Below are 20,106 nucleotides of genomic sequence, written 5' to 3' on the forward strand. Positions count from 1 at the left end.
CGTTCACGTCTGCGGCCACAACACGGCCAGCACCAGCAGTGCGAACTGCACCGCTGTCAGCAGGTACTGGCGCAGCAGCAGGCGACGCATGCCGCCCCAGCGCGCGTCCCAGCCCCGCAGGGGCGCCTCGGGCGACGCGCGGCGCAGGCCACTGTCGTGCAGCAGCTGATCAGTGCGGCGCGCGGCGGCATCGCCGTCCAGGCGCTCATCGCGCAGCAGCTGCAGCAGGCTGGCGTCCAGCGCAACCCGCCACGCGTGGTACGTCTGGGCCACCCCTGCAGACATGCTGGCCAGCAGCAACCCTGCAGCGATCATCGCCAGGCCCGGCTCGGTGCCGAGCAGCAGCAATGCCACCAGCAGCAGCCCCAGCGACAGGCATGCCGGCCAACGCCCCTGCCGCAGCAGCAGCTGCATGGTCGCCAGATCGGGAACCGTGCTCATGCGCGCACTCCTGCCGCGTCGGTGATGGCACGCAGATGGGCCGTACCCAGCACGATGCCATGGCGCGCAGCACGCACGATCGCCACCGCCGCGTCCGCATCGGCCGCACGACCACTGCGCAGCAGCCAGGTGGCCACGCTGGCGGCGCTGCGCGAATAGCCCAGCGCACAGCACACCAGCAACGGTCCGTGCGCATGCAGGCGCTCGATGGCCTCGGCCGCTTCGCGCAGCTGTTCCGGTGCAGGGACCACCAGGTCCAGCATCGGCACGCTGGCATACGCGGCGCCCTGCGCGCGACAGGACAGCTCGGCGCAGGCATCCACCGCGCCCCCCAGTGGCGGCGGCAACGCGCCGTTGGGAATGCGGCCCAGCCACACGCCGTCCAGCACCGGCACCGGCTGCGGCGCACGCCGCGTCCACAGCCGCGAGTTGATCCAGGCAGCGCCCAGGTACGGGGCCAGCAGCCATCGCGCGGCCATCGTCAGGCGGCCATCGGCGCGCTTCTGGAACACCGCTGTACCCAGCCCGGCATAGGCCAGCGCCACCAGCAGCAACGACGTCACCGGCCACAGCAGCCACAACGCGGCGCCACGCAGAAGCACCACCGGCACCAGCAATACAGCGGCCCCCAGCAGGTACAACGCTGCCAATCGCCAACGCCTCGCATCACGCGCGGTGTGCCAGGCCCGCAACGGTGGCGTGCCCTGCTCCGGCCACAGCCAGACGCACAGCCAACCGGCCAGCAGGCCGGTCGGGATATCGATGAAATGGTGCTGGAACGTGGTCAGCACCGAGACGCCGATCAGCAGTGCCCACACATGCAGTAGCCCGCGCCACGCGCCATGCAGGTACTGCGCGAACTTCACCCACAGCAAGATCAACAACACGATGTGCAGCGACGGCGCCTGGTTGAACGGCTTGTCGAAGCCCAGCAGCACATCGAACAGCCAGCCGAACACACCGCCGATCTCCGGACGCTCGAAGCTGAAACGCAGCGGCCACAGCAGGAAGCAGGCCACCGCGATGACCTGCGCACTGAACAGCCGCAGCGCGTGCCGGTCCAGCTCCAGCCGTTGCCGGCACAGGAAGAACGAGATCGCGTAGAACAGGTCGATCGACCAGTACGGCACGATCGTCCACGGCACGAACGGGATGCGTGTCTCCCACGCGAACGCCATCACCGGCAGGGTGGCGTGGCGGCCGGCCATCCAGTTGGCGAAGCCGTAGCTTGCGAAGAAGAACGGACCCAGCAGGGCCAGCCACAGCAGGGCGCGCCGCCAGGGGCGCCCTTCCGCGGCCAGCGGGGTTGCGGCGAGCGTCGCCATCACGCGGTCCGGCGCGCCAGCGACACGGTGAAGATGCCGAAGTCGTCGATGCGCTGCGCCACCTTCTCGAAACCGGCCAGGCGCACCAGCTCATCCATCTCCTGCTGGGTACGGCGACGCATCACCCACGCCGCGCCACCGCGATGGCTGGTCAAGGCGCGCGCGATGAATTCCAGCTGCGGGTGCCAGGGTTGGCCGGTGTAGGCCAGGTAGCCTCCCGCCGGCACCGTTGCGGCGATACCCTGCAGCGAGCGCAGCACGGCGTCGTTGTCGGGGAACAGTTCGTACAGGCCCGAGACCACCGCCAGTGTCGGTGCTGGATCGACCTTGGCCAGTTGCGCCGGATCGAACGCATCGCCCTGCTCGAAGCGGGCGATGTCGGCCGCACCGAGGCGCTCGATCAACGCTTGGCCCTGGGTCACGTTCAGATCGCTGAAATCACGCAGCACGATACGGTCGGCGCGCTGTTCGCCCTGGCCCAGCGCTTCCAGCACATACCGGCCATGGCCGGCGGCCACGTCCAGCACACGCACCGGCGTGCCCTGCCCGCGCAGGCGCTGGGCAGCGTCGCGCAGCAGTTCCTGCAGGTGCTGGCCGCGCACGCGGATGCCACGCCAGCCGATTGCATCCAGATAGTTGCGATCGACCATGCGACCCAGCGGGCCCTTGCCACGCGCTTCGTCGCGATAGATGTAGTCCAGCGTGCTGCCGGAATCGAAACCGGTCTGCAGGCCCAGCGCGATGCCTTCGAACAAGGTTCCGCCGAAACGCAGGCCGCCACGTACCACGCGCCAGCGCAGGTCGGACAGGCTGTTGCGCTCCGGTGGCCACGCCAGGACCTCCGATTCCTCGAAGGTCGGCCCATGGCGGTGCGCGTCGCGCCGTGACAGCTCGCGCAGCGGCTCGGCAAAACGCGCCTGGATGAAGCTGCGGATGCGCGCCAGTGCTGGTGCACGATCACGCTCGCCCAGCGTGTCGTGGAAGAAGCCCGGCAGATGCACGCGCTCCTTGATCGGGCTGGACAGGCGCTCGTAGAAGCGGTCCTGCGGGCCACGGTGCACGACGAAATCCGAGCCGGACACCAGCAGCTGCACCGGTACGCTGATCGCCTGCGCATCGGCCACGATGCGGTCGGCCGCCTCGTACAGGCCCAGCAGCACGCGCACCGAAATCGGCCGGGTGATCAGCGGGTCGGTGCGGTAGCTTTCCACCCGCGCCGGGTCATGGGTCAGCCACTGCGGCTTGACGTAGCTGTTGACGAAGAAGTTTCCGCGCAGCTTCTGCATCAGGGTCAGCCCCGCACGTGCGAACGGCACGTACAGCTTCACCTTGAATGCCGGCGAGGCCATCACCAGCGCACGCAGGCGCGGTGCGTAATCGTGCACCCACGTGGCAGCAACCACGGCGCCCACGCTCTGCGCGATCACCACGATGTTTTCCACCGCGATGCCGTGTTCGGCGCCGATGTGGGCGATGAAACTGTCCAGGTCACGCACCAGCGCCGGGAAGCCCGGTGCATCGCCACGTGCGCCTGGCGACCGGCCGTTGCCACGCGCATCCCAGGCGAAGAAGGCGGTGTCGGGCAGGTCCAGCTCGTCGACCAGGTGAGTGACGCGGCCGGAGTGCTCGTGGCCGCGGTGCAGCAGCACGATGGCCTTGCTGGCCGGGGCTGCGGTGGTGCCCGGCCAGTACCGGTAAAACAGCGGTACTTGGTCGAAGCTGTGGAATTCCCGTTCCTGCGCCTGACGCATGCAATCTCCTGATTGTCTTCTTGTATCTGCTTGATTAATTCGACGAAACCGCCGTTTCCCGCAGTCCGCGACGGACGCGATTGATCATCGTCAGCACGCACAGCACCGCCATGGCCGCGGCCACGCCGCTGACCGTCATCGCACCACCCCAGCCGAACGCCAGCAGCAGGCCCAGCACGCCGATCAGGAAGGCGCGGTCGCTCTTCCCCATCGGGCCGTCATAGCGGCGGCTGGCCCCGACCATCAGCCCCAGCACGCCGGCGTATTCGCTCAGCGCCGCGGTCCAGGCCAGCAGCCACAGTGCCTCCGGGCGCACGCCGGGTACGCTGAGCAGGCTCAGGTACAGCGCCGCATCGGCGATCACATCGCACAATTCGTTCAGATAGGCGCCCAGCCGCGATTGCTGGCCGAATTCGCGCGCCAGCATGCCATCCACGGCGTTGAGCGCCATGCGCAGCAGCATCCACAACGGCAGCAGCAGGTACAGCAGAGGCTGGGCAGGCGCGCAGCACCACACGGCCGCGGCCACCAGCAGCGAGACCACGGCGGCGGCCACGGTCACCGTGTTGGCGGTGATGCCGAGGCGGTAGAGCCCGCGCACGGCCGGACGCAACAGGTCCTGGAAACGTCCTTTCAATGCATAGATCGACATGATCCGTACCCGCTGATCCTTGGCAGTGCGGGCACAGCCTACCCCATCGTCGGCTGATTCCGACAACCCGGCGCCGGTCCGTGGCCCAGGCCCCTGATCGGGCCGGATCAATGTGCCCAACCCGGTCCTGGGCCGATTGCGGCGGCAAATTACCCCTTCCGGCACCCGCCACCGGCCCCCACCGCCTACAATATCGGCCCCGCTCCGCTGCCGATTCTGTCCCATGACTGCTGATCTGTTGCCCGTCCGCCGGGCCCTCCTCTCCGTTTCCGACAAGACCGGTCTGGTCGAGCTGGCCACTGCGCTGGCGGCACGCGGCGTGGAGCTGCTGTCCACCGGCGGCACTGCCAAGGCGATCCGCGATGCGGGCCTGGCCGTGAAGGACGTGGCCGACGTCACCGGCTTCCCGGAAATGATGGACGGCCGGGTCAAGACCCTGCACCCGATGGTGCACGGCGGCCTGCTGGGCCGCTCCGGCCTGGATGACGCAGTGATGGCCGAGCACGGCATCGGTGCCATCGACCTGCTGGTGCTGAACCTGTACCCGTTCGAATCTGTCACCGCCAAGGCCGACTGCACCCTGGCCGACGCGGTCGAGAACATCGACATCGGCGGCCCGGCCATGCTGCGTTCGGCGGCCAAGAACTTCGCCCGCGTGGCGGTGGCCACCGACCCGTCGCAGTACGCCGAACTGCTGGCCTCGCTGGCGGCCAACGACGGCCAACTGTCGGCCGCCACCCGCTTCGCGTTCTCGGTGGCCGCGTTCAACCGCGTCGCCCAATACGATGCGGCGATCAGCAACTACCTGTCGGCGGTCACCGCCACCGACGCCGCCGTGCCGGTGCGTGCCGAGTACCCGGCACAGATGAACTCCACCTTCGTGAAGGTGATGGATCTGCGCTACGGCGAGAACCCGCACCAGAGCGGCGCGTTCTACCGCGACCTGTACCCGGTGCCGGGCACGCTGGCCACCTTCCAGCAGCTGCAGGGCAAGGAACTGAGCTACAACAACCTGGCCGATGCCGACGCGGCGTGGGAATGCGTGCGCCAGTTCGATGCACCGGCCTGCGCCATCGTCAAGCACGCCAACCCGTGTGGCGTGGCCGTCGGTGCCGGCAACGGCGATGCCTACGAGCTGGCCTACGCCACCGACCCGACCAGCGCCTTCGGCGGCATCATCGCCTTCAACAAGCCGCTGGACGCCGCCACTGCCAAGGTGATCCTGGACCGCCAGTTCGTGGAAGTGCTGATTGCCCCAGACTACGAGCCGGCCGCGCTGGAATACGCGCAGAAGAAGGCCAACGTGCGCGTGCTGCGCATCCCGCATGGTGATGGCCTGAACAACTTCGACAGCAAGCGCGTGGGCTCGGGCCTGTTGCTGCAGTCCTCGGACAACCGCGGCATGACCCGCGACGAGCTGAAGGTGGTCAGCAAGCTGGCGCCGACCGACAAGCAGTTCACCGACCTGCTGTTCGCCTGGAAGGTGGCCAAGTTCGTGAAGTCCAACGCGATCGTCTATGCCAAGGACAACCGCACCATCGGTGTCGGTGCCGGCCAGATGAGCCGCGTTTACTCGGCCCGCATCGCCAGCATCAAGGCCGCCGACGCGAGCCTGGTGGTCGAAGGTTCGGTGATGGCCTCCGATGCGTTCTTCCCGTTCCGCGACGGCATCGATGCCGCTGCCGCCGCCGGCATCAAGGCGGTCATCCAGCCGGGCGGTTCGATGCGCGATGCCGAAGTGATCGCCGCCGCCGACGAACATGGCCTGGCGATGGTGTTCACCGGCGTGCGCCACTTCCGCCACTGATCCGCATCACGAAGCCGGGCCCTGCCCGGCTTTTCTCTTCCGTACCCGAGAACCCTGTCCCATGAAGATCCTCGTCATCGGCTCTGGCGGCCGCGAACACGCCCTGGCATGGAAGCTGGCCCAGTCCTCCCGTGTCACCGAAGTGATCGTGGCACCCGGCAACGCCGGCACCGCCAGCGAAGACAAGTGCCGCAACGTGGCGGTGAAAGTCACCGACATCGACGGTCTGCTGGCGCTGGCCCAGGCCGAAGGCGTGGCACTGACCGTGGTCGGCCCTGAAGTACCGCTGGTGGCCGGCGTGGTAGACCGCTTCCGCGCCGCCGGCCTGCGCATCTTCGGGCCGACCGCCGCCGCCGCGCAGCTGGAAGGCAGCAAGGCCTACGCCAAGGACTTCCTGGCCCGCCACAACATCCCCACCGCGTTCTACGCCGTGCACACCGACGTGGACGCCGCCCTGGCCTACATCCGCGAGAAGGGCGCGCCGATCGTGGTCAAGGCCGATGGCCTGGCCGCCGGCAAGGGCGTGATCGTGGCGATGACCATGGCCGAAGCCGAGGACGCGGTACGTGACATGCTCTCGGGCAACGCGTTCGGCGATGCCGGTGCGCGCGTGGTGATCGAGGAATTCCTCGACGGCGAGGAAGCCAGCTTCATTTCGATGGTGGACGGCGTGCATGCGCTGCCGATGGCCACCTCGCAGGACCACAAGCGCGTCGGCGACGGCGATACCGGCCCGAACACCGGCGGCATGGGCGCCTATTCGCCGGCCCCGGTGGTGACGCCGGAGGTGCATGCACGGGTGATGCGCGAGGTGGTGAACCCCACCGTGCAGGGCATGATCGCCGACGGCATCCCGTTCACCGGCTTCCTCTACGCCGGCCTGATGATCGATGCCAGTGGCGCGCCGAAGGTGATCGAATTCAACGTGCGCTTTGGCGACCCGGAAACGCAGCCGGTGATGCTGCGCCTGCAGTCGGACCTGGTCGAGCTGGTGGAAGCGGCCATCGATGGCCGCCTGGACCAGGTCGAAGCGCAGTGGGACGTGCGCCCGTCGCTGGGCGTGGTGCTGGCGGCCAGGCCGTACCCGGAAGCGCCGATCACCGGTGACGTGATTTCCGGCCTGGACGACGTGCCGGCCAGTGCCAAGGTGTTCCATGCGGGGACTGCATTGGACGCGCAGGGCCACGTGGTCAGTGCCGGCGGTCGCGTGCTGTGCGTGGCCGCACTGGGCGACAGCGTGCGCGACGCGCAGGCCACTGCCTATGCCGGGGTGGCCAAGGTGACCTGGGCCAACGAGTTCCACCGCAACGACATCGGCTGGCGCGCGATCGCACGCGAGGGGTGAGGCACACCCCCGCTTCCATGCATGGCGCGGATTGAATACCACGGTAAAGCAAAGGCCCGGCATTGCCGGGCCTTTGCTTTACAGGACTGCTTCGAGACCCTTCCGATCAATCAGGTTCAAAAGCTTCAGCGACGGCCCGCTCGGCTTCTTCTCGCCCTGTTCCCAGCTACGGACCGTCGAAACGCTGGTGTTGAGCACACCTGCGAACACCGGCTGGCTAAGTTTCAACGACGTGCGAAGTGCACGGATCTGGGCGCTGCTGTATTCGGGCACAGGCTCCAGACAAAGCGCCTCGTACATGCTCATGCGCCGCTTGTCGATGAAGCCGCTGGCGTAAAGGCCCGCCGCGCCTTCATGCACCGCATCGAGGATCGCACTCTTTGCACGTCTATGTTCAACCGTCTTTGTCATGGCAAATCTCCCGCAGTTCTCCGCAGATAACTGCCCTGTCCAACTGTGCAGGGCTCATTCCCAAGAACTCAGACGCATACAGCTGAAGGGCATCCCGTTCCGCACTACTGATGGTCGCGCGCGCGCTCTTCTCGTAGCAGAAGAGAAAGAACCAGTAGCGCCCCACCTTGGTTGCGACAATAACGCGGGCGCTACCGCGCTTTCCGCGGCCCGGCAGCGCAACTCGCTTTTTGAGAAGGCCGCCCCCTATGTCTGCATCAATCAGTCCTTGACGCATTTCCACCACCGCGCGGCACAAGGCTCTATCGGTCAGTGAAGAACGTCGTGTACTGCGGTTGAAGCTTCGGGTGCGGAAGACACGTGACATGATCATACCGTGCCACCGAGTGGTACGGCGTGAAAATCAGCGTCCAGCGCATGCTCCGGTCGGCGCAGCTGCCGCCCTGGCGTCAGGATTGATCCACGCCATGCGTGGATGCGCTCCAAAAACAAAAAGGCCCGGCATCACCGCCGGGCCTTCTTCATTCCAACGCCTTCCCGCTTACGCGGTGAACAGCGCCTTCATCTTCTTCAGCGCGTTCGCCTCAACCTGGCGGATGCGCTCGGCCGACACGCCGTACTCGTCGGCCAGCTCCTGCAGCGTCACCTTGCTGTCGGCGTCCAGCCAGCGACGGCGGATGATGTCGCGCGAGCGGGCATCCAGTTCCGCCAGGCCTTCGCGCAGCAGCTGCATCTGGTTGTCTTCGCTGTCCTCGCGCTCGTAGGCCATCGACGGGTCTTCGTCATCGGCAACCAGGAACGCAGCCGGCGACGGCGGTGCGTGTTCGTTGTCCTCGTCGGTCGGCGCGTCGAAACCGATATCGCGGCCGGACAGGCGCGACTCCATTTCCATGACCTCGCGCTCGGACACCTTCAGGTCCTTGGCCACCGCGCTCACTTCCGCCGCGTTCATCCAGCCCAGGCGCGTCTTCGACTTGCGCAGGTTGAAGAACAGCTTGCGCTGCGCCTTGGTGGTGGCGACCTTCACGATGCGCCAGTTCTTCAGGATGAACTCGTGCATCTCTGCACGGATCCAGTGCACGGCGAAGGAGACCAGGCGCACGCCCATGTCCGGGTCGAAGCGCTTGACCGCCTTCATCAGGCCGATGTTGCCTTCCTGGATCAGATCGCCCAGGGCAAGGCCGTAGCCGTTGTAACCGCGGGCCACGTGCACCACGAAGCGCAGGTGCGAGTGCACCAGCTCGCGGGCGGCGTCCAGATCGTTGCCGTCGCGGAAGCGACGGGCCAGGTCCTGTTCGTCATCGACCGACAGCACCGGGATCTGGTGCACGGCACCGATGTAGGCGTCCAGCGAACCGAGCGCACTGGGAATCGGGAGATTGTTTGCCACAAGGGCAGCAGAGGTGTTCTGGCTCATAGGCACCCATCTTAGCAGTCCGGGATTTGGACTGCTAAAGGAGGAAAAAGTTCCAGCATCCTATTGATGCAACACTGGTCCCAAACAGAGCCCTACCGTAGCGCGATTTGATGACAGTGGCGAGCGTGCTTTTCGGGATTCACAATCCCTTGGAATTCAAGCAATTACCTGCCGGGAACCGGCCGATTCCGGTCAAGCGGAGCTGAACGGGCCGTTCTGGAGGCCCATTCAGGCCAGGGAACGTTGTCCGGCGTTCAGGCCCGGCCGCCAGCCGGCGCTCAGAGCACCGAGCGCGGCGGCAGCGACCAGTCGATCGGGGCCTGGCCGCGACGCTGCAGGTACTCGTTGGCCATCGAGAAATGGCGGCAGCCGAGGAAGCCACGATGGGCCGACAGCGGCGACGGATGCGGGGCCTTCAGAACGCGATGGCGACGGGTATCAATGACCTTGCCCTTCTGCTGCGCGTAGGCACCCCAGAGCATGAACACCAAGCCTTCGCGTTCGCGGTTGAGCACGTCCACCACGTGATCGGTGAAGCCCTCCCAGCCACGGCCCTGGTGTGCGCCGGCCTTGCCCTCCTCCACCGTCAGCACGGCATTGAGCAGCAGCACGCCGCGTTGCGCCCACGGGATCAGGCAGCCGTGGTCCGGGCGCGGGATACCGAGATCGCTCTCGATCTCCTTGTAGATGTTCAGCAGCGACGGCGGCACCGGCACGCCCGGCGGCACCGAGAAACTCAGGCCATGCGCCTGGCCACGGCCGTGGTACGGGTCCTGGCCGAGGATCACCACCTTCACCTGCTCGAATGGCGTGGCGTCGAACGCGGCGAAGATCTGCGGGCCGGGCGGGAATACCGCCGCGCCACTGGCCTTGCGCTGGCGCAGGAAGCTGGACAGCTCGCGCATCTGCGGCTGCAGGAGGTAATCGCCGACATGCTGCTTCCAGCTCGGTTCCAGCTGGATCGTCGGGGTGTCCGCTACTTCATCAATCATTGCACCACTTCATCGAATCAGGGGTCCATCGTTCAACCGGGCCAGGCGCAGCTGGAACAGCACCTTGGTGACCAGCAGCCGTTCTTCGATCGGCTTGAGTACCAGGTCGTTGGCGCCGGACTGCAGCAGCCCGGTCTGGTTGTGCGGGTTGCCGTCGCCGGTCATCACCAGCACCGGCAGGCGGCGCTTGCCGTAGCCGAAGTCCACGCGCACGCGCTGCACCACGTCGCGGCCGCTCAGTTCGCCCTTCAGGGTGACGTCGGTCAGCACCAGGTCGATGCGGTGGCGGCTGCGGCCCAGCGACTCGGCGGTGAGCAGGGTGAACGCCTCTTCGGCGCTGACCACGTGCAGCACGTTCAACTGCTGGCGTTCGAGCATGCGCTTGGTGGCCTCGGCCACCACGCGGCTGTCCTCGATGTAGAGGATGGTCGCGCCGGGAATGGTCTGCGGCTGCACATAGCCGCGGATGAAGGTCGCCAGCGCCTCGTGGCCCAGCGCCTTGTCGAAATAGTCGGTGACGTACTCGGTGAAGCGACGCTGCTCCAGATGCTGCTGGGCATCGCCGGACACCACGATCACAGGCACATAGGCCTGGCCGGCCGCTTCGCGGACCATCCGCGCCAGCGCCAGGCCGTCGCCATCACGCAGGGTCAGCGAGGTGGTCACCAGGTCCACCGGGCCCTGCGCCAGCGCCTGCTGCGCATCCTCGATGCTGTCGCAGCCGATCACCTCCACGCCCGGCAGGTCGCGCTGCAGGACGTCGGCGATCAGCTTGCGGACCAGCTTCGAGCCATCGACCACCATCACCCGCGTCGCGGGCCCTTCAAGGTGCTTCAGCGCTTGCGGTTGCATGCCGGTCTCAGGTGTCGGTCGGTCGGGTCTGGCGCAGGAAGTGGCCGGTGACCAGCCACGCACCCAGCCAGCCCAGCAGCAGCGTGCCGAGCAGGACCAGGCCACCGTGCAGCAGGTCCAGGCCGTGCAGCACGAACGGGCTGCCGTAGCTGCGCGAGAGTTCGGCCAGCGGCACGCGCAGCGCGGCACCGGCGGCGCCGATCAGGGCCAGCGCAACCGCGCCGGCGCCCAGGCCATACCACGCACCCAGGTACAGGAACGGGCGGCGGATGAAACCATCACTGGCGCCGAGCAGCTGCAGCACGCCGATCTCTTCGCGGCGGGCCTGGATGTCCAGGCGCACGGTGTTGCCGACCACCAGCGCGGCACCGACGCCGAGCAGGACCGACAGCACCTGCACCAGCCGCGCGCCGAACGCCAGCCAGGCATCCAGGCGCTGGCGCCACAGTGCATCGTGCTGCACCAGGTCGGCCTCGGGCAGGCTCTCCAGCGCGCGTGCCAGGCGCGCGTCGTCCTTGCCCTGGCCGGGGGTGATCACCAGCAGCGAGGGCAGCGGGTTGTCATTGAGTGCGTCGATCGCCTCGCCGAGGCCGGCGTCGCGCAGTTCCTGCAGGCCCTGCTCGGGCGTACGCACGATCACTTCGGCCACGTCATCGCGGTCGCGCAGCTGGCCGGCCAGGCGCAGCGCGCCGGGGCCATCGACGTTGCCCTTCAGGAACACATTGATGTCGCGCGACTGCTGCACGCTGCCGGCGAACTGCTTGAGGTTGTCCAGCGCGATCGACAGGCCCAGCGGCAGGGCCAGCGCCAGCGCCATGACCATCACCGTCAGCAGGGTCGCCCACGGCTTGCGGCAGGCGCGGCCGAGGCTGAACACCACGCTGTGCGCGTGGTGCTGGAACCAGACGCCCACGCGCGAGGGGGCGGCGGCTTCGCTGTTTTCGTTCTTCGCCATGGGTTACTCCGCCAGGTCCTGCGGCGAGATGTCATCCACCAGCCGGCCGTGGTCGAGGATCAGCACGCGCTTGCGCATGCGGCGCAGCAGCGGCAGGTCGTGGCTCACCACCAGCACGCTGGTGCCGCGCGCGGGCAGCTCGGCGAACAGGGCCATGATCTCCGCCGCCAGGGTCGGGTCGAGGTTGCCGGTCGGCTCATCGGCCACCAGCAGCTTGGGCTCACCGACGATGGCGCGGGCGATGCCAACGCGCTGCTGCTCACCGGCCGACAGCTGCGAGGGCAGCGCCTTCTCGCGGTGGCCCAGGCCCATCCGTTCCAGCACCGAGCGCACGCGCTTGCTGATGTCGCCACGGCGGGTGCCGCGCAGGATCAGCGGCAGCGCCACGTTCTCGGCGATCGAGCGGTCCATCAACAGGCGGTGGTCCTGGTAGACCGCACCCACCGCGCGACGGTGGCGGGGCACATCGCCGCCACGCACCTTCAGCAGGTTGCGCTCGTCGAACACCACCGCGCCACGGCTGGGCCGCTCGTCCAGATGAATCAACTTGAGCAGGGTGCTTTTGCCCGCACCGGAATGGCCGGTGACGAACAGCATCTCGCCCGGCGCGACCTCGAAGCTGACATCGGTCAGTGCCTGGTGGCCACCGGCGTACTGTTTGCTGACATTGTCGAAGCGCAGGACACTCATGCCCCGATTATGCAGGACCGGCGCGACGTCGTGGAGACGGTCACACGATCGGTAGTGCCGGCCGCTGGCCGGCAACCCACACAACTGCCGGCCAGGGTGGGTGCCGACCGTTGGCCGGCACGCCCTTGAAGCCACCCGACCAACGGTCGGGTGCTACCCGCTGATCGGCAGCGCCGATCAGCTGCCCGACAGCATCCGGCGGATCTTGCGGCCGATGCGGGTCAGGAACGAATCGCCGGTATCAGCAGCCGTGCGCACCGGCTTGGCCACCACCTGCACCGGCGTGACCGGGCTGGCGCCATTGCCGGCGGCGTTCTGCACGCCCTCGGCACCCTCGACCGGACGACCGTGGCGACGGCGGCGGCGCTTGCGCGGCTTGTGCTCGCCGTCCACCGCACCTTCCGGTGCGCCTTCGGCACGCGGGGGACGCGGCGGACGCGGGGCCTGGGCAGCGGCGCCTTCGGCACCGGCGGCCGGCGCGGCAGCGCCCTGCTCGCGTTCCGCGCGTGGCTTGCGCGGGCCACGCGAACGGCGTTCGCCGCTGCGCTCACCGTCACGGCCACCACGGCCACCACCACCACCGCCGGAACGGCCGCCACTGCGGCCACCGCCCCGACGCTCTTCCTCGGCGGCGCGGGCTTCGCGCGCTTCGCGGAAGATCTGGCCGACGCTTTCGTTGTCCTCGCCTTCCTCGCCTGCAGCCGGTGCCGGGCGTTCCGGGCGCGGCAGCGGGGTCAGCAGTTCCTTGGTGACCGGCTCGGACGGAATCTTCTGCTCGATGTAGGCCTCGATGTCCGGCAGGCCCATGGCGTAGCGCTCGCAGGCGAAGCTGATCGCGTCGCCCTCTTCACCCAGGCGCGCGGTGCGGCCGATGCGATGCACGTAGTCTTCGGCGTCGAACGGCAGGTCGTAGTTGTAGACGTACTTGATGCCGTCGATGTGCAGGCCGCGCGCAGCCACGTCGGTGGCCACCAGGATTTCCAGCTGGCCCTTCTGGAAGCGGTTGAGCAGGCTCTCGCGCTTCTTCTGCGGCACGTCGCCGGACAGCACGCCGACACGGTAGCCGGCCTTTTCCAGCGAACGCGCCACGCGCTCGACGAACACCTTGGTGTTGACGAAGACCATGGTGCGCGCGCCTTCGCTGCGCGACAGCAGGCCCAGCAGCAGCGGGATCTTCTCGTCGTCGGCCGGGAAGTAGATGCGCTGGCGCACGCGCGCGGCGGTGATGGTCTCGGCTTCGACCACCAGCTTCTGCGGCTCGTTCATGTGCTCGTAGGCCAGCTCCAGCACGCGGTGGCTGAGGGTGGCACTGAACAGCAGGGTCTGGCGGGTGGTGCGCTCCGGCATGCGGCGCAGCAGGAAGCGGATGTCCTTGATGAAGCCCAGGTCGAACATGCGGTCGGCTTCGTCCAGCACGCAGATCTCGCAGGCGTGCAGCGACACCACCTTGTGCTGCTTGACGTAGTCGATCAGGCGGCCCGGGGTGGCGATGATCACGTCCACGCCCTGCTGCAGCAGCTCGCGCTGCTTGTCGTAATCCACGCCGCCGTAGACCAGGGCGAAGCGCAGGCCCAGGTCGGAACCGAACTTCACCGCATCCTTGTGGATCTGGATGGCCAGCTCGCGGGTCGGGGCGAGGATCAGCGCACGCGGATCTTCCGGCTTGCGATCGGCCAGCGCCGGACGCGTCAGCAGGCGGTTCACGACAGCGACCAGGAAGGCCAGGGTCTTGCCGGTGCCGGTCTGGGCCTGGCCGGCGACATCACCGCCGGGCAGCGCGACCGGCAGGGTCAGCGCCTGGATCGGGGTGCAGCGGGTGAATCCGGCTCCTTCAAGGCCGGCCTGCAGGGCCGGGTGCAGCTCGAAGGAGGAAAAGGTCAAATCGGTCAGCGGTTTGTCGCTCATGAGTCCGTCTTGGTATGGCCGCCGGCCCGTGGGGCGGCTGGCACTTCATCGTCTAGGGGCACCGTCGCAAACTGCGGCCCCTGCGGCGGGTTGGCAGGCTGGGACCACCCGGTCCGCGCGCCGCACAATGGCCCAGTTTAACGCACTCGGGCCGGCAAACCGGAATGCCCTGTCTCACCAGCTGGAGAGACGGCGCGCCTTCATCCAGCCACACGGGACTTGAACGACCCCGCCGGTCCCGCTGGTGTCGCCCGCTGCCATCCCCATCTTCGGGAAGACAGTGAAATCCGACACATACCGGGCTTCGAAGCGATCACGATACGCTGGGTTCCAGCCGGCGCCTGTCCCCGCCCTGCGATAGGGGTACACTGCCGGCCGTGAGCGTCCAGGCATCCCGCCGAACGCACCGCGGCAGTGCGCCGCGAGGCAACGACGAGGGTCGCGCCACCGGGCATGGCCCAGTTCACCCACCTCCGGCATGGCCGGGTGCAATCCAAGACGAGAAACCAAGATGAGCGACAAGGTTGTACATGTCGGCGACGCCGACTTTGATAGCGCAGTGCTGAATTCCAAGGAACCGGTGCTGGTCGATTTCTGGGCCGAATGGTGTGGCCCGTGCAAGATGATCGCCCCGGCGCTGGACGAACTGGCCGATGCCTACCAGGGCCGCGCCAAGATCGCCAAGGTCAACGTCGACCACAATCGTGCGCTGGCCGCCAAGTACCACGTGCGTTCGATCCCGTACCTGGTCGTGTTCAAGGACGGCGAGAAGGTCGGCGAGCAGATCGGTGCGGTGGGCAAGGCCCAGCTGGCCGGCCTGCTGGACAAGGCCCTGGCCTGATCCTGCTGTTTTCCGGCAGCCGCCACCCGCGGCTGCCGGCGGACGCCCTGCGTCCATGATGAATGCTGTTCCCGGCAGCCCTTGCACGGCGCCGCAGGCCGATGATAGTGTCGGCACATCCGGCCGCGTTCGCGTGCCGCACCCTCTGGACGCAGTTTCTTCCAGACCCATTCCCAACGTTCGCCGCCCCAGCCGGGCGCTCGCACCTTCAAGCGAGGAATAACGCTCTTGTCCGATAACACTTCCGAAACCGGCAGCGCCGATGCGCCCGCCGAAAAGCGCGTGCGCAAGCCCCGCGTGAGCAAGGCCGCCGCCCCGGCAGCCGCCGAAACCAGCGCCGCTCCGGCGCAGCCGACCCTGCCGCTGGCCGCCGCGCCCGAGGCACCGGCCCCCGCACCGAGCGCGCCCGCCGCCGAGGCCCCTGCCAGCAGTGGCGGTGGCGAAGGTGGTGAGGGTCGCGAATCCGGCCAGCCGCGGCAGCAGAACCACCAGGGCGGTGGCCAGAACCAGGGCCAGAACCCGTACAACCAGAACGGCCAGCAGGGCCAGGGGCAAGGCCAGGGCAACCGCCGTGACCGCTTCCGCAACCGCCGCGACCGTGACCGCAACAACAACCGCTTCCGCGACGACGGCATGCCCAACGACGGCGGCGAGCAGCAGCCCTTCGTGCCGCGTCCGCACGCCAACGTGCCGGAAGGCTTCCCGGTCTATTCGCTGAGCGACCTCAAGCGCATGCCGGCACAGAAGCTGCTGGAAATCGCCGAGCAGCTGCAGATCTCCGAAGGCGTGGCACGCGCCCGCAAGCAGGATGTGATCTTCGCCCTGCTGAAGGTACTGACCCGCCACGGTGACGGCGTCGCCGCCGACGGCGTGCTGGAAATCCTGCCGGACGGCTTCGGCTTCCTGCGCGCGGCCGAAGCCAGCTACCTGGCCGGCCCGGACGACACCTATATCTCGCCCAGCCAGATCCGCCGCTTCAACCTGCGCACCGGCGACCATATCTCCGGCCGCATCCGCTTCCCGAAGGACGGCGAGCGCTACTTCGCGCTGAACATCGTCGACACCATCAACGGCGAGCCGATCGAAGCGTCGAAGAACAAGGTGCTGTTCGAGAACCTGACCGCCCTGTTCCCGCGCCGCCGCTTCACCCTGGAGCGCGGCAACGGTTCGTCGGAAGACATCACCGGCCGCATCCTCGACCTGATGGCGCCGCAGGGCAAGGGCCAGCGCTCGCTCATCGTGTCGCAGCCGAAGGCCGGCAAGACCATGATGATGCAGCAGGTCGCCACCGCCATCACCACCAACCACCCGGACGTGCACCTGATCGTGCTGCTGATCGACGAGCGCCCGGAAGAAGTGACCGAAATGCAGCGCACCGTGCGCGGCGAGGTCATCAGCTCGACCTTCGACGAACCGGCCGCGCGCCACGTGCAGGTGGCCGAAATGGTCATCGAGCGCGCCAAGCGCCTGGTCGAGCACAAGAAGGACGTGGTGATCCTGCTCGACTCGATCACCCGCCTGGCCCGCGCCTACAACAACGTGGTGCCGAGCTCGGGCAAGGTGCTGACCGGTGGCGTGGACGCCAACGCCCTGCACCGCCCGAAGCGCTTCTTCGGTGCCGCGCGCAACGTGGAAGAAGGCGGCAGCCTGACCATCATCGCCACCGCGCTGGTCGACACCGGCTCGAAGATGGACGAGGTGATCTACGAAGAGTTCAAGGGCACCGGCAACAGCGAAGTGCACCTGAGCCGTCGCATCGCTGAAAAGCGCGTGTTCCCGGCCATCGACATCAACCGTTCCGGCACCCGCCGCGAAGACCTGCTGATCGAACCGGAACTGCTGCAGAAGATCTGGATCCTGCGCAAGCTGCTGCATCCGATGGATGAAATGGCCGCGATGGAGTTCCTGCTGGACAAGATGAAGAACACCAAGTCCAACGACGAGTTCTTCGGTTCGATGAAGCGCTGATCCACGGCATTGCATCGAAAAGAACCTGCCGCTCGCTGCGGCAGGTTTTTTTTTGCCTGCAGGGCGACCCACTTCACTTCACCGCCGCCCGGTTTTGGCGATAATCCGCCCGATGCCCTGCCCGGCCCCGAGGGCCTGGCCACCGATTCCCGCTGTCGCCCCTTCCGGAGAACCGGTCGGGTCCAGCCTCCTGCCGGATCCGTCGACGCATGCGAACGCTGTCTCCCCGCCTCAACCTGGGCAAGCTGATCCTCGCCCTGGCCCTGCTCAGCGCCATCATCGCGCTGGCCAACACCCTGCTGGCCAGCTACCGGGTGCAGCGCGACCAGCTGGTCGGCAACACCCTGGAGGCCAACCGCGTCTACGCAACCAAACTGGCCGAAACGACCCAGAACTTCCTGCTGGCTGCCCAGCAGGAACTGGCCTACGCCGCCACGCGGCTCGGCCAGGGCAACCTCGACCCGGCACAGGCCCAGGACGAAGCCAGCCGCCTGCAGCTGCAGACCAACAGCTTCAACTCTTCGCTGGTGGTGGATGCCGACGGCCTGGTGATCGCCACCTCGCCGCAGACCCTGCAGCTGCAGGGCGAAGTACTGCACAGCGTCGGCAACAATGCCGCGCTGGCCGCGCGCCAGCCGATGATCAGCGACCCGTACCAGTCGGCCACCGGCAAGCTGCTGGTCTCGCTGTCGCACCCGATCTTCGATCGCCAGGGCCACTACCGTGGTTACGTCAGCGGCACCCTGTACCTGCGCCAGCGCAGCGCACTGCACACGCTGCTGGGCAAGCACTACTACCGTGATGGTTCCTACCTGTACGTGGTCGATCGCCATGGCCGCCTGCTGTACCACGCCGATGGCAAGCGGGTGGGCGACTACGTGGTCGGCAACCCCGCAGTAAAGGCCGTGGTGCGCGGCGAGCGTGGCGCGCAGCAGGTGCGCAACAACCTGGGCGTTTCGATGCTGGCCGGCTATGCGCCGGTGGCGGCCACCGGCTGGGGCATCATCGCCCAGCGCCCGACCGAGGCCACGCTGCAGCCGCTGTCGCGGTTGATGACTGCGGTAATCTGGAACGCAATCCCGCTGGGCCTGCTGTCGCTGCTGATCACCTGGTGGTTCGCCCGTCGCATCTCGATGCCGCTGTGGCAGCTCGCACGCAACGTGCAGGGCGGCGAAGACACTGGCAATGCGATCAGCCACGTCAGCGGCATCCGCGCGTGGTACTTCGAGGTCGCCCAGCTCAAGCAGGCGGTACTGCACAGCTTCAATGCGCTGCAGGACCGCATCGGCACGCTCAACCGCGCCAGCCGCACCGATCCGCTGACCAGTCTTCTCAACCGCCGCGGCCTGCAGCAGGCGCTGGATGCCCTGCAGGTACAGGGCATCCCGTTCGCGATCCTGGCGCTGGACATCGATCGCTTCAAATCGATCAATGACAACCACGGCCATGACGTCGGCGACGCTGCCATCGTCCACATCGCCAACCAGATGCGCCGCTACTCGCGCGACAGCGACATCCTCTGCCGCGCCGGTGGCGAGGAGTTCCTGCTGCTGTTGCCGGGCATCAGCGCCGAGTCAGCGCGACAGGCTGGCGAGCGTCTGCGCCAGCACATTGCCGACCATCCGTTTGAACCGGTCGGCACCATCACCGTCTCGCTGGGCGTGGCCCACTTCCCCAGTTTCCATGTCGATGCCGAGCAGGCACTGCGGCTGGCCGACAAGGCGCTGTACCTGGCCAAGGAACAGGGCCGCAACCGGGTGGTGGTCTACCCCTACGCCGATTGACGCGGAGCCGGGCGGGCCGGCTCCGCAGTGATCGTCAGCCCTGCTCCAGCGGCGTCAGCAGGCGCAGGCCGCGCTTGGCGCCGTCCACCATGTAGATGCCGCCCTCGGGCAGCAGGTCGCTGCCGGCCTGCTCGATCGCATCTGCCTTCCGCCACGGCACGGCCTGCCGTGGGCCCGGGATGAAGGCACGCCAGCGGCCATAGCGCTCCGCTCCATTGGGATCATCGTTCAGGCCGAAATTGACCGGTATGCGTACCGTCCAGCTGTCGCGGGTGCTGGCTTCGCCGGTGGTCGGTGGGTTGAACGTCCACTTGCGGGCACTGCTGACGGCGGCCCTGGCCAGGATTTCGCGCATCTTGGCAAGGGTGCGCTCGCGTCCGACTACGGTCATGTTCACCTGCTCGGCAACGACATCGGCCACCGTGCCGTCACGCGCGATCCTGACCACCAGCAGCACTTCGCCTTGGCCGCCACTCCGATAGACCTCTTCCGGATAACGCGGGGGCGCCATGCGACCTTGGGTCACCGAATCTGTGGCTTTCTCATCGTACTCGCTGAAGTTGACGCTGGTCATGCTGACTTCGTAGCCACCATCGGCCATGGCCTTGCCCCGCAGGCGCACCCGCAATGGCGCACGTGCCGCCACCGCCATGCCATCGCGCAGGGTGGGTTCGAAGCGCCAGCCACCGATGGTGCCCTCCACGAAGGACGCGATGCTCGGAGACAGCATCGACTTCTGGTCCAGTACCAACGAACTGACCGCGCCCTCGGGCGTGACCTCGATATGGCCAGAGAGCACCATGCTCATCTCCGCGGTGGCACGCACCGCGCGCGTGGTCTGTGCGCTGGCATCGCCGGCGAACAGTGGGGTGCCGGCACCAACGGCCAACGCGAGAGCGAGAAACAGGGGGGGACGCATCATTGCCGGATCCTTGGTGATGAATGGCGAGAGTACCTCAGTCCCAACACC

The 20,106-nt window shown here is 67.5% G+C and carries 18 protein-coding genes; 5 read left to right on the forward strand and 13 right to left on the reverse strand.

Going from position 1 to position 20,106, the window contains the following annotated elements:
- Positions 1-3: 3 nt before the first annotated feature.
- Genes CKW06_RS21045 through CKW06_RS21060 form a run of 4 tightly spaced genes read right to left on the reverse strand, consistent with a single transcriptional unit; the run spans position 4 to position 4,169 of the window.
- The gene (locus CKW06_RS21045; protein ID WP_038646351.1) at positions 4-441 is read right to left on the reverse strand and encodes a hypothetical protein; all 438 of its coding nucleotides are present in this window, start codon (positions 439-441) and stop codon (positions 4-6) included.
- On the reverse strand, positions 438-1,742 hold the full coding sequence (locus CKW06_RS21050) for a phosphatase PAP2/dual specificity phosphatase family protein (protein ID WP_174522847.1): 1,305 nt from the start codon (positions 1,740-1,742) through the stop codon (positions 438-440). The genes CKW06_RS21045 and CKW06_RS21050 overlap by 4 nt, the downstream gene beginning before the upstream one ends.
- 23 nt (positions 1,743-1,765) lie before the next feature.
- Positions 1,766-3,517 carry a bifunctional alpha/beta hydrolase/class I SAM-dependent methyltransferase gene (locus tag CKW06_RS21055; protein WP_038646345.1) on the reverse strand — a complete coding sequence of 584 codons (1,752 nt, stop codon included), beginning with the start codon at positions 3,515-3,517 and terminating at the stop codon, positions 1,766-1,768.
- 34 nt (positions 3,518-3,551) lie between these two features.
- Positions 3,552-4,169: a CDP-alcohol phosphatidyltransferase family protein gene (locus CKW06_RS21060; protein WP_038646342.1), complete on the reverse strand. Its 618-nt coding sequence runs from the start codon at positions 4,167-4,169 to the stop codon at positions 3,552-3,554.
- Positions 4,170-4,392: 223 nt separating this feature from the next.
- On the opposite strand from CKW06_RS21060, the gene purH reads away from it, so the two are divergent.
- Entirely contained in the window at positions 4,393-5,976 is a 1,584-nt protein-coding gene (gene purH / locus CKW06_RS21065) for a bifunctional phosphoribosylaminoimidazolecarboxamide formyltransferase/IMP cyclohydrolase (RefSeq protein ID WP_024958456.1), read from the forward strand.
- 61 nt (positions 5,977-6,037) lie between these two features.
- Positions 6,038-7,321: a phosphoribosylamine--glycine ligase gene (gene purD, locus CKW06_RS21070; RefSeq protein WP_024958455.1), complete on the forward strand. Its 1,284-nt coding sequence runs from the start codon at positions 6,038-6,040 to the stop codon at positions 7,319-7,321.
- A 78-nt stretch (positions 7,322-7,399) separates the two neighbouring features.
- Here purD and CKW06_RS21075 read toward each other — a convergent pair whose 3' ends face one another.
- From CKW06_RS21075 to rhlB, 8 genes are all read right to left on the reverse strand, one after another.
- The gene (locus CKW06_RS21075; protein ID WP_024958454.1) at positions 7,400-7,732 is read right to left on the reverse strand and encodes a helix-turn-helix domain-containing protein; all 333 of its coding nucleotides are present in this window, start codon (positions 7,730-7,732) and stop codon (positions 7,400-7,402) included.
- Positions 7,716-8,099 (reverse strand): type II toxin-antitoxin system RelE/ParE family toxin, encoded by a 384-nt coding sequence (locus CKW06_RS21080; RefSeq protein WP_024958453.1) that lies wholly within the window; start codon positions 8,097-8,099, stop codon positions 7,716-7,718. Before CKW06_RS21080 ends, CKW06_RS21075 begins: the two co-directional genes overlap by 17 nt.
- Before the next feature lie 174 nt (positions 8,100-8,273).
- Positions 8,274-9,149 (reverse strand): RNA polymerase sigma factor RpoH, encoded by an 876-nt coding sequence (rpoH, locus tag CKW06_RS21085; protein ID WP_024958452.1) that lies wholly within the window; start codon positions 9,147-9,149, stop codon positions 8,274-8,276.
- A gap of 278 nt (positions 9,150-9,427) precedes the next feature.
- Positions 9,428-10,141 carry a uracil-DNA glycosylase gene (ung, locus tag CKW06_RS21090; RefSeq protein WP_005411270.1) on the reverse strand — a complete coding sequence of 238 codons (714 nt, stop codon included), beginning with the start codon at positions 10,139-10,141 and terminating at the stop codon, positions 9,428-9,430.
- A 9-nt stretch (positions 10,142-10,150) separates the two neighbouring features.
- On the reverse strand, positions 10,151-10,993 hold the full coding sequence (locus tag CKW06_RS21095; protein WP_005411271.1) for a response regulator: 843 nt from the start codon (positions 10,991-10,993) through the stop codon (positions 10,151-10,153).
- Positions 10,994-11,000: 7 nt separating this feature from the next.
- Positions 11,001-11,948 (reverse strand): permease-like cell division protein FtsX, encoded by a 948-nt coding sequence (gene ftsX, locus CKW06_RS21100; protein WP_024958451.1) that lies wholly within the window; start codon positions 11,946-11,948, stop codon positions 11,001-11,003.
- 3 nt (positions 11,949-11,951) lie between these two features.
- Positions 11,952-12,638 (reverse strand): cell division ATP-binding protein FtsE, encoded by a 687-nt coding sequence (gene ftsE / locus CKW06_RS21105; RefSeq protein WP_024958450.1) that lies wholly within the window; start codon positions 12,636-12,638, stop codon positions 11,952-11,954.
- Between the two features lie 177 nt (positions 12,639-12,815).
- Positions 12,816-14,543, reverse strand: a complete 1,728-nt coding sequence (rhlB, locus tag CKW06_RS21110; protein WP_038646339.1) for an ATP-dependent RNA helicase RhlB — start codon at positions 14,541-14,543, stop codon at positions 12,816-12,818.
- Between the two features lie 511 nt (positions 14,544-15,054).
- On the opposite strand from rhlB, the gene trxA reads away from it, so the two are divergent.
- From trxA to CKW06_RS21130, 3 genes are all read left to right on the forward strand, one after another.
- Positions 15,055-15,384: a thioredoxin gene (trxA, locus tag CKW06_RS21120; protein WP_005411275.1), complete on the forward strand. Its 330-nt coding sequence runs from the start codon at positions 15,055-15,057 to the stop codon at positions 15,382-15,384.
- Positions 15,385-15,612: 228 nt separating this feature from the next.
- A complete protein-coding gene (gene rho / locus CKW06_RS21125) occupies positions 15,613-17,352 on the forward strand; it encodes a transcription termination factor Rho (RefSeq protein ID WP_024957692.1) in 1,740 nt (579 codons plus the stop codon).
- A gap of 209 nt (positions 17,353-17,561) precedes the next feature.
- Complete coding sequence (locus tag CKW06_RS21130) at positions 17,562-19,136, forward strand: sensor domain-containing diguanylate cyclase (protein ID WP_005411277.1); 1,575 nt, start codon at positions 17,562-17,564, stop codon at positions 19,134-19,136.
- A 34-nt stretch (positions 19,137-19,170) separates the two neighbouring features.
- Here the strand turns inward: CKW06_RS21130 and CKW06_RS21135 are convergent, their stop codons facing one another.
- Entirely contained in the window at positions 19,171-20,058 is an 888-nt protein-coding gene (locus tag CKW06_RS21135) for an energy transducer TonB (protein ID WP_024957691.1), read from the reverse strand.
- Between the last annotated feature and the right edge of the window lie 48 nt (positions 20,059-20,106).

This window comes from Stenotrophomonas maltophilia (genome assembly GCF_900186865.1).
In the GTDB taxonomy this organism is placed as follows: Bacteria; Pseudomonadota; Gammaproteobacteria; order Xanthomonadales; family Xanthomonadaceae; genus Stenotrophomonas; species Stenotrophomonas maltophilia.

Bases quoted from the DNA above. Each gene is read 5' to 3' on its own strand.
- CKW06_RS21045 (WP_038646351.1), bottom strand. From the start codon at position 441: ATGAGCACGGTTCCCGATCTGGCGACCATGCAGCTGCTGCTGCGGCAG.
- CKW06_RS21055 (WP_038646345.1), bottom strand. From the start codon at position 3,517: ATGCGTCAGGCGCAGGAACGGGAATTCCACAGCTTCGACCAAGTACCG.
- CKW06_RS21060 (WP_038646342.1), bottom strand. From the start codon at position 4,169: ATGTCGATCTATGCATTGAAAGGACGTTTCCAGGACCTGTTGCGTCCG.
- purH (WP_024958456.1), top strand. From the start codon at position 4,393: ATGACTGCTGATCTGTTGCCCGTCCGCCGGGCCCTCCTCTCCGTTTCC.
- purD (WP_024958455.1), top strand. From the start codon at position 6,038: ATGAAGATCCTCGTCATCGGCTCTGGCGGCCGCGAACACGCCCTGGCA.
- CKW06_RS21075 (WP_024958454.1), bottom strand. From the start codon at position 7,732: ATGACAAAGACGGTTGAACATAGACGTGCAAAGAGTGCGATCCTCGAT.
- CKW06_RS21080 (WP_024958453.1), bottom strand. From the start codon at position 8,099: ATGTCACGTGTCTTCCGCACCCGAAGCTTCAACCGCAGTACACGACGT.
- rpoH (WP_024958452.1), bottom strand. From the start codon at position 9,149: ATGAGCCAGAACACCTCTGCTGCCCTTGTGGCAAACAATCTCCCGATT.
- ung (WP_005411270.1), bottom strand. From the start codon at position 10,141: ATGATTGATGAAGTAGCGGACACCCCGACGATCCAGCTGGAACCGAGC.
- CKW06_RS21095 (WP_005411271.1), bottom strand. From the start codon at position 10,993: ATGCAACCGCAAGCGCTGAAGCACCTTGAAGGGCCCGCGACGCGGGTG.
- ftsX (WP_024958451.1), bottom strand. From the start codon at position 11,948: ATGGCGAAGAACGAAAACAGCGAAGCCGCCGCCCCCTCGCGCGTGGGC.
- ftsE (WP_024958450.1), bottom strand. From the start codon at position 12,638: ATGAGTGTCCTGCGCTTCGACAATGTCAGCAAACAGTACGCCGGTGGC.
- rhlB (WP_038646339.1), bottom strand. From the start codon at position 14,543: ATGAGCGACAAACCGCTGACCGATTTGACCTTTTCCTCCTTCGAGCTG.
- trxA (WP_005411275.1), top strand. From the start codon at position 15,055: ATGAGCGACAAGGTTGTACATGTCGGCGACGCCGACTTTGATAGCGCA.
- CKW06_RS21130 (WP_005411277.1), top strand. From the start codon at position 17,562: ATGCGAACGCTGTCTCCCCGCCTCAACCTGGGCAAGCTGATCCTCGCC.
- CKW06_RS21135 (WP_024957691.1), bottom strand. From the start codon at position 20,058: ATGATGCGTCCCCCCCTGTTTCTCGCTCTCGCGTTGGCCGTTGGTGCC.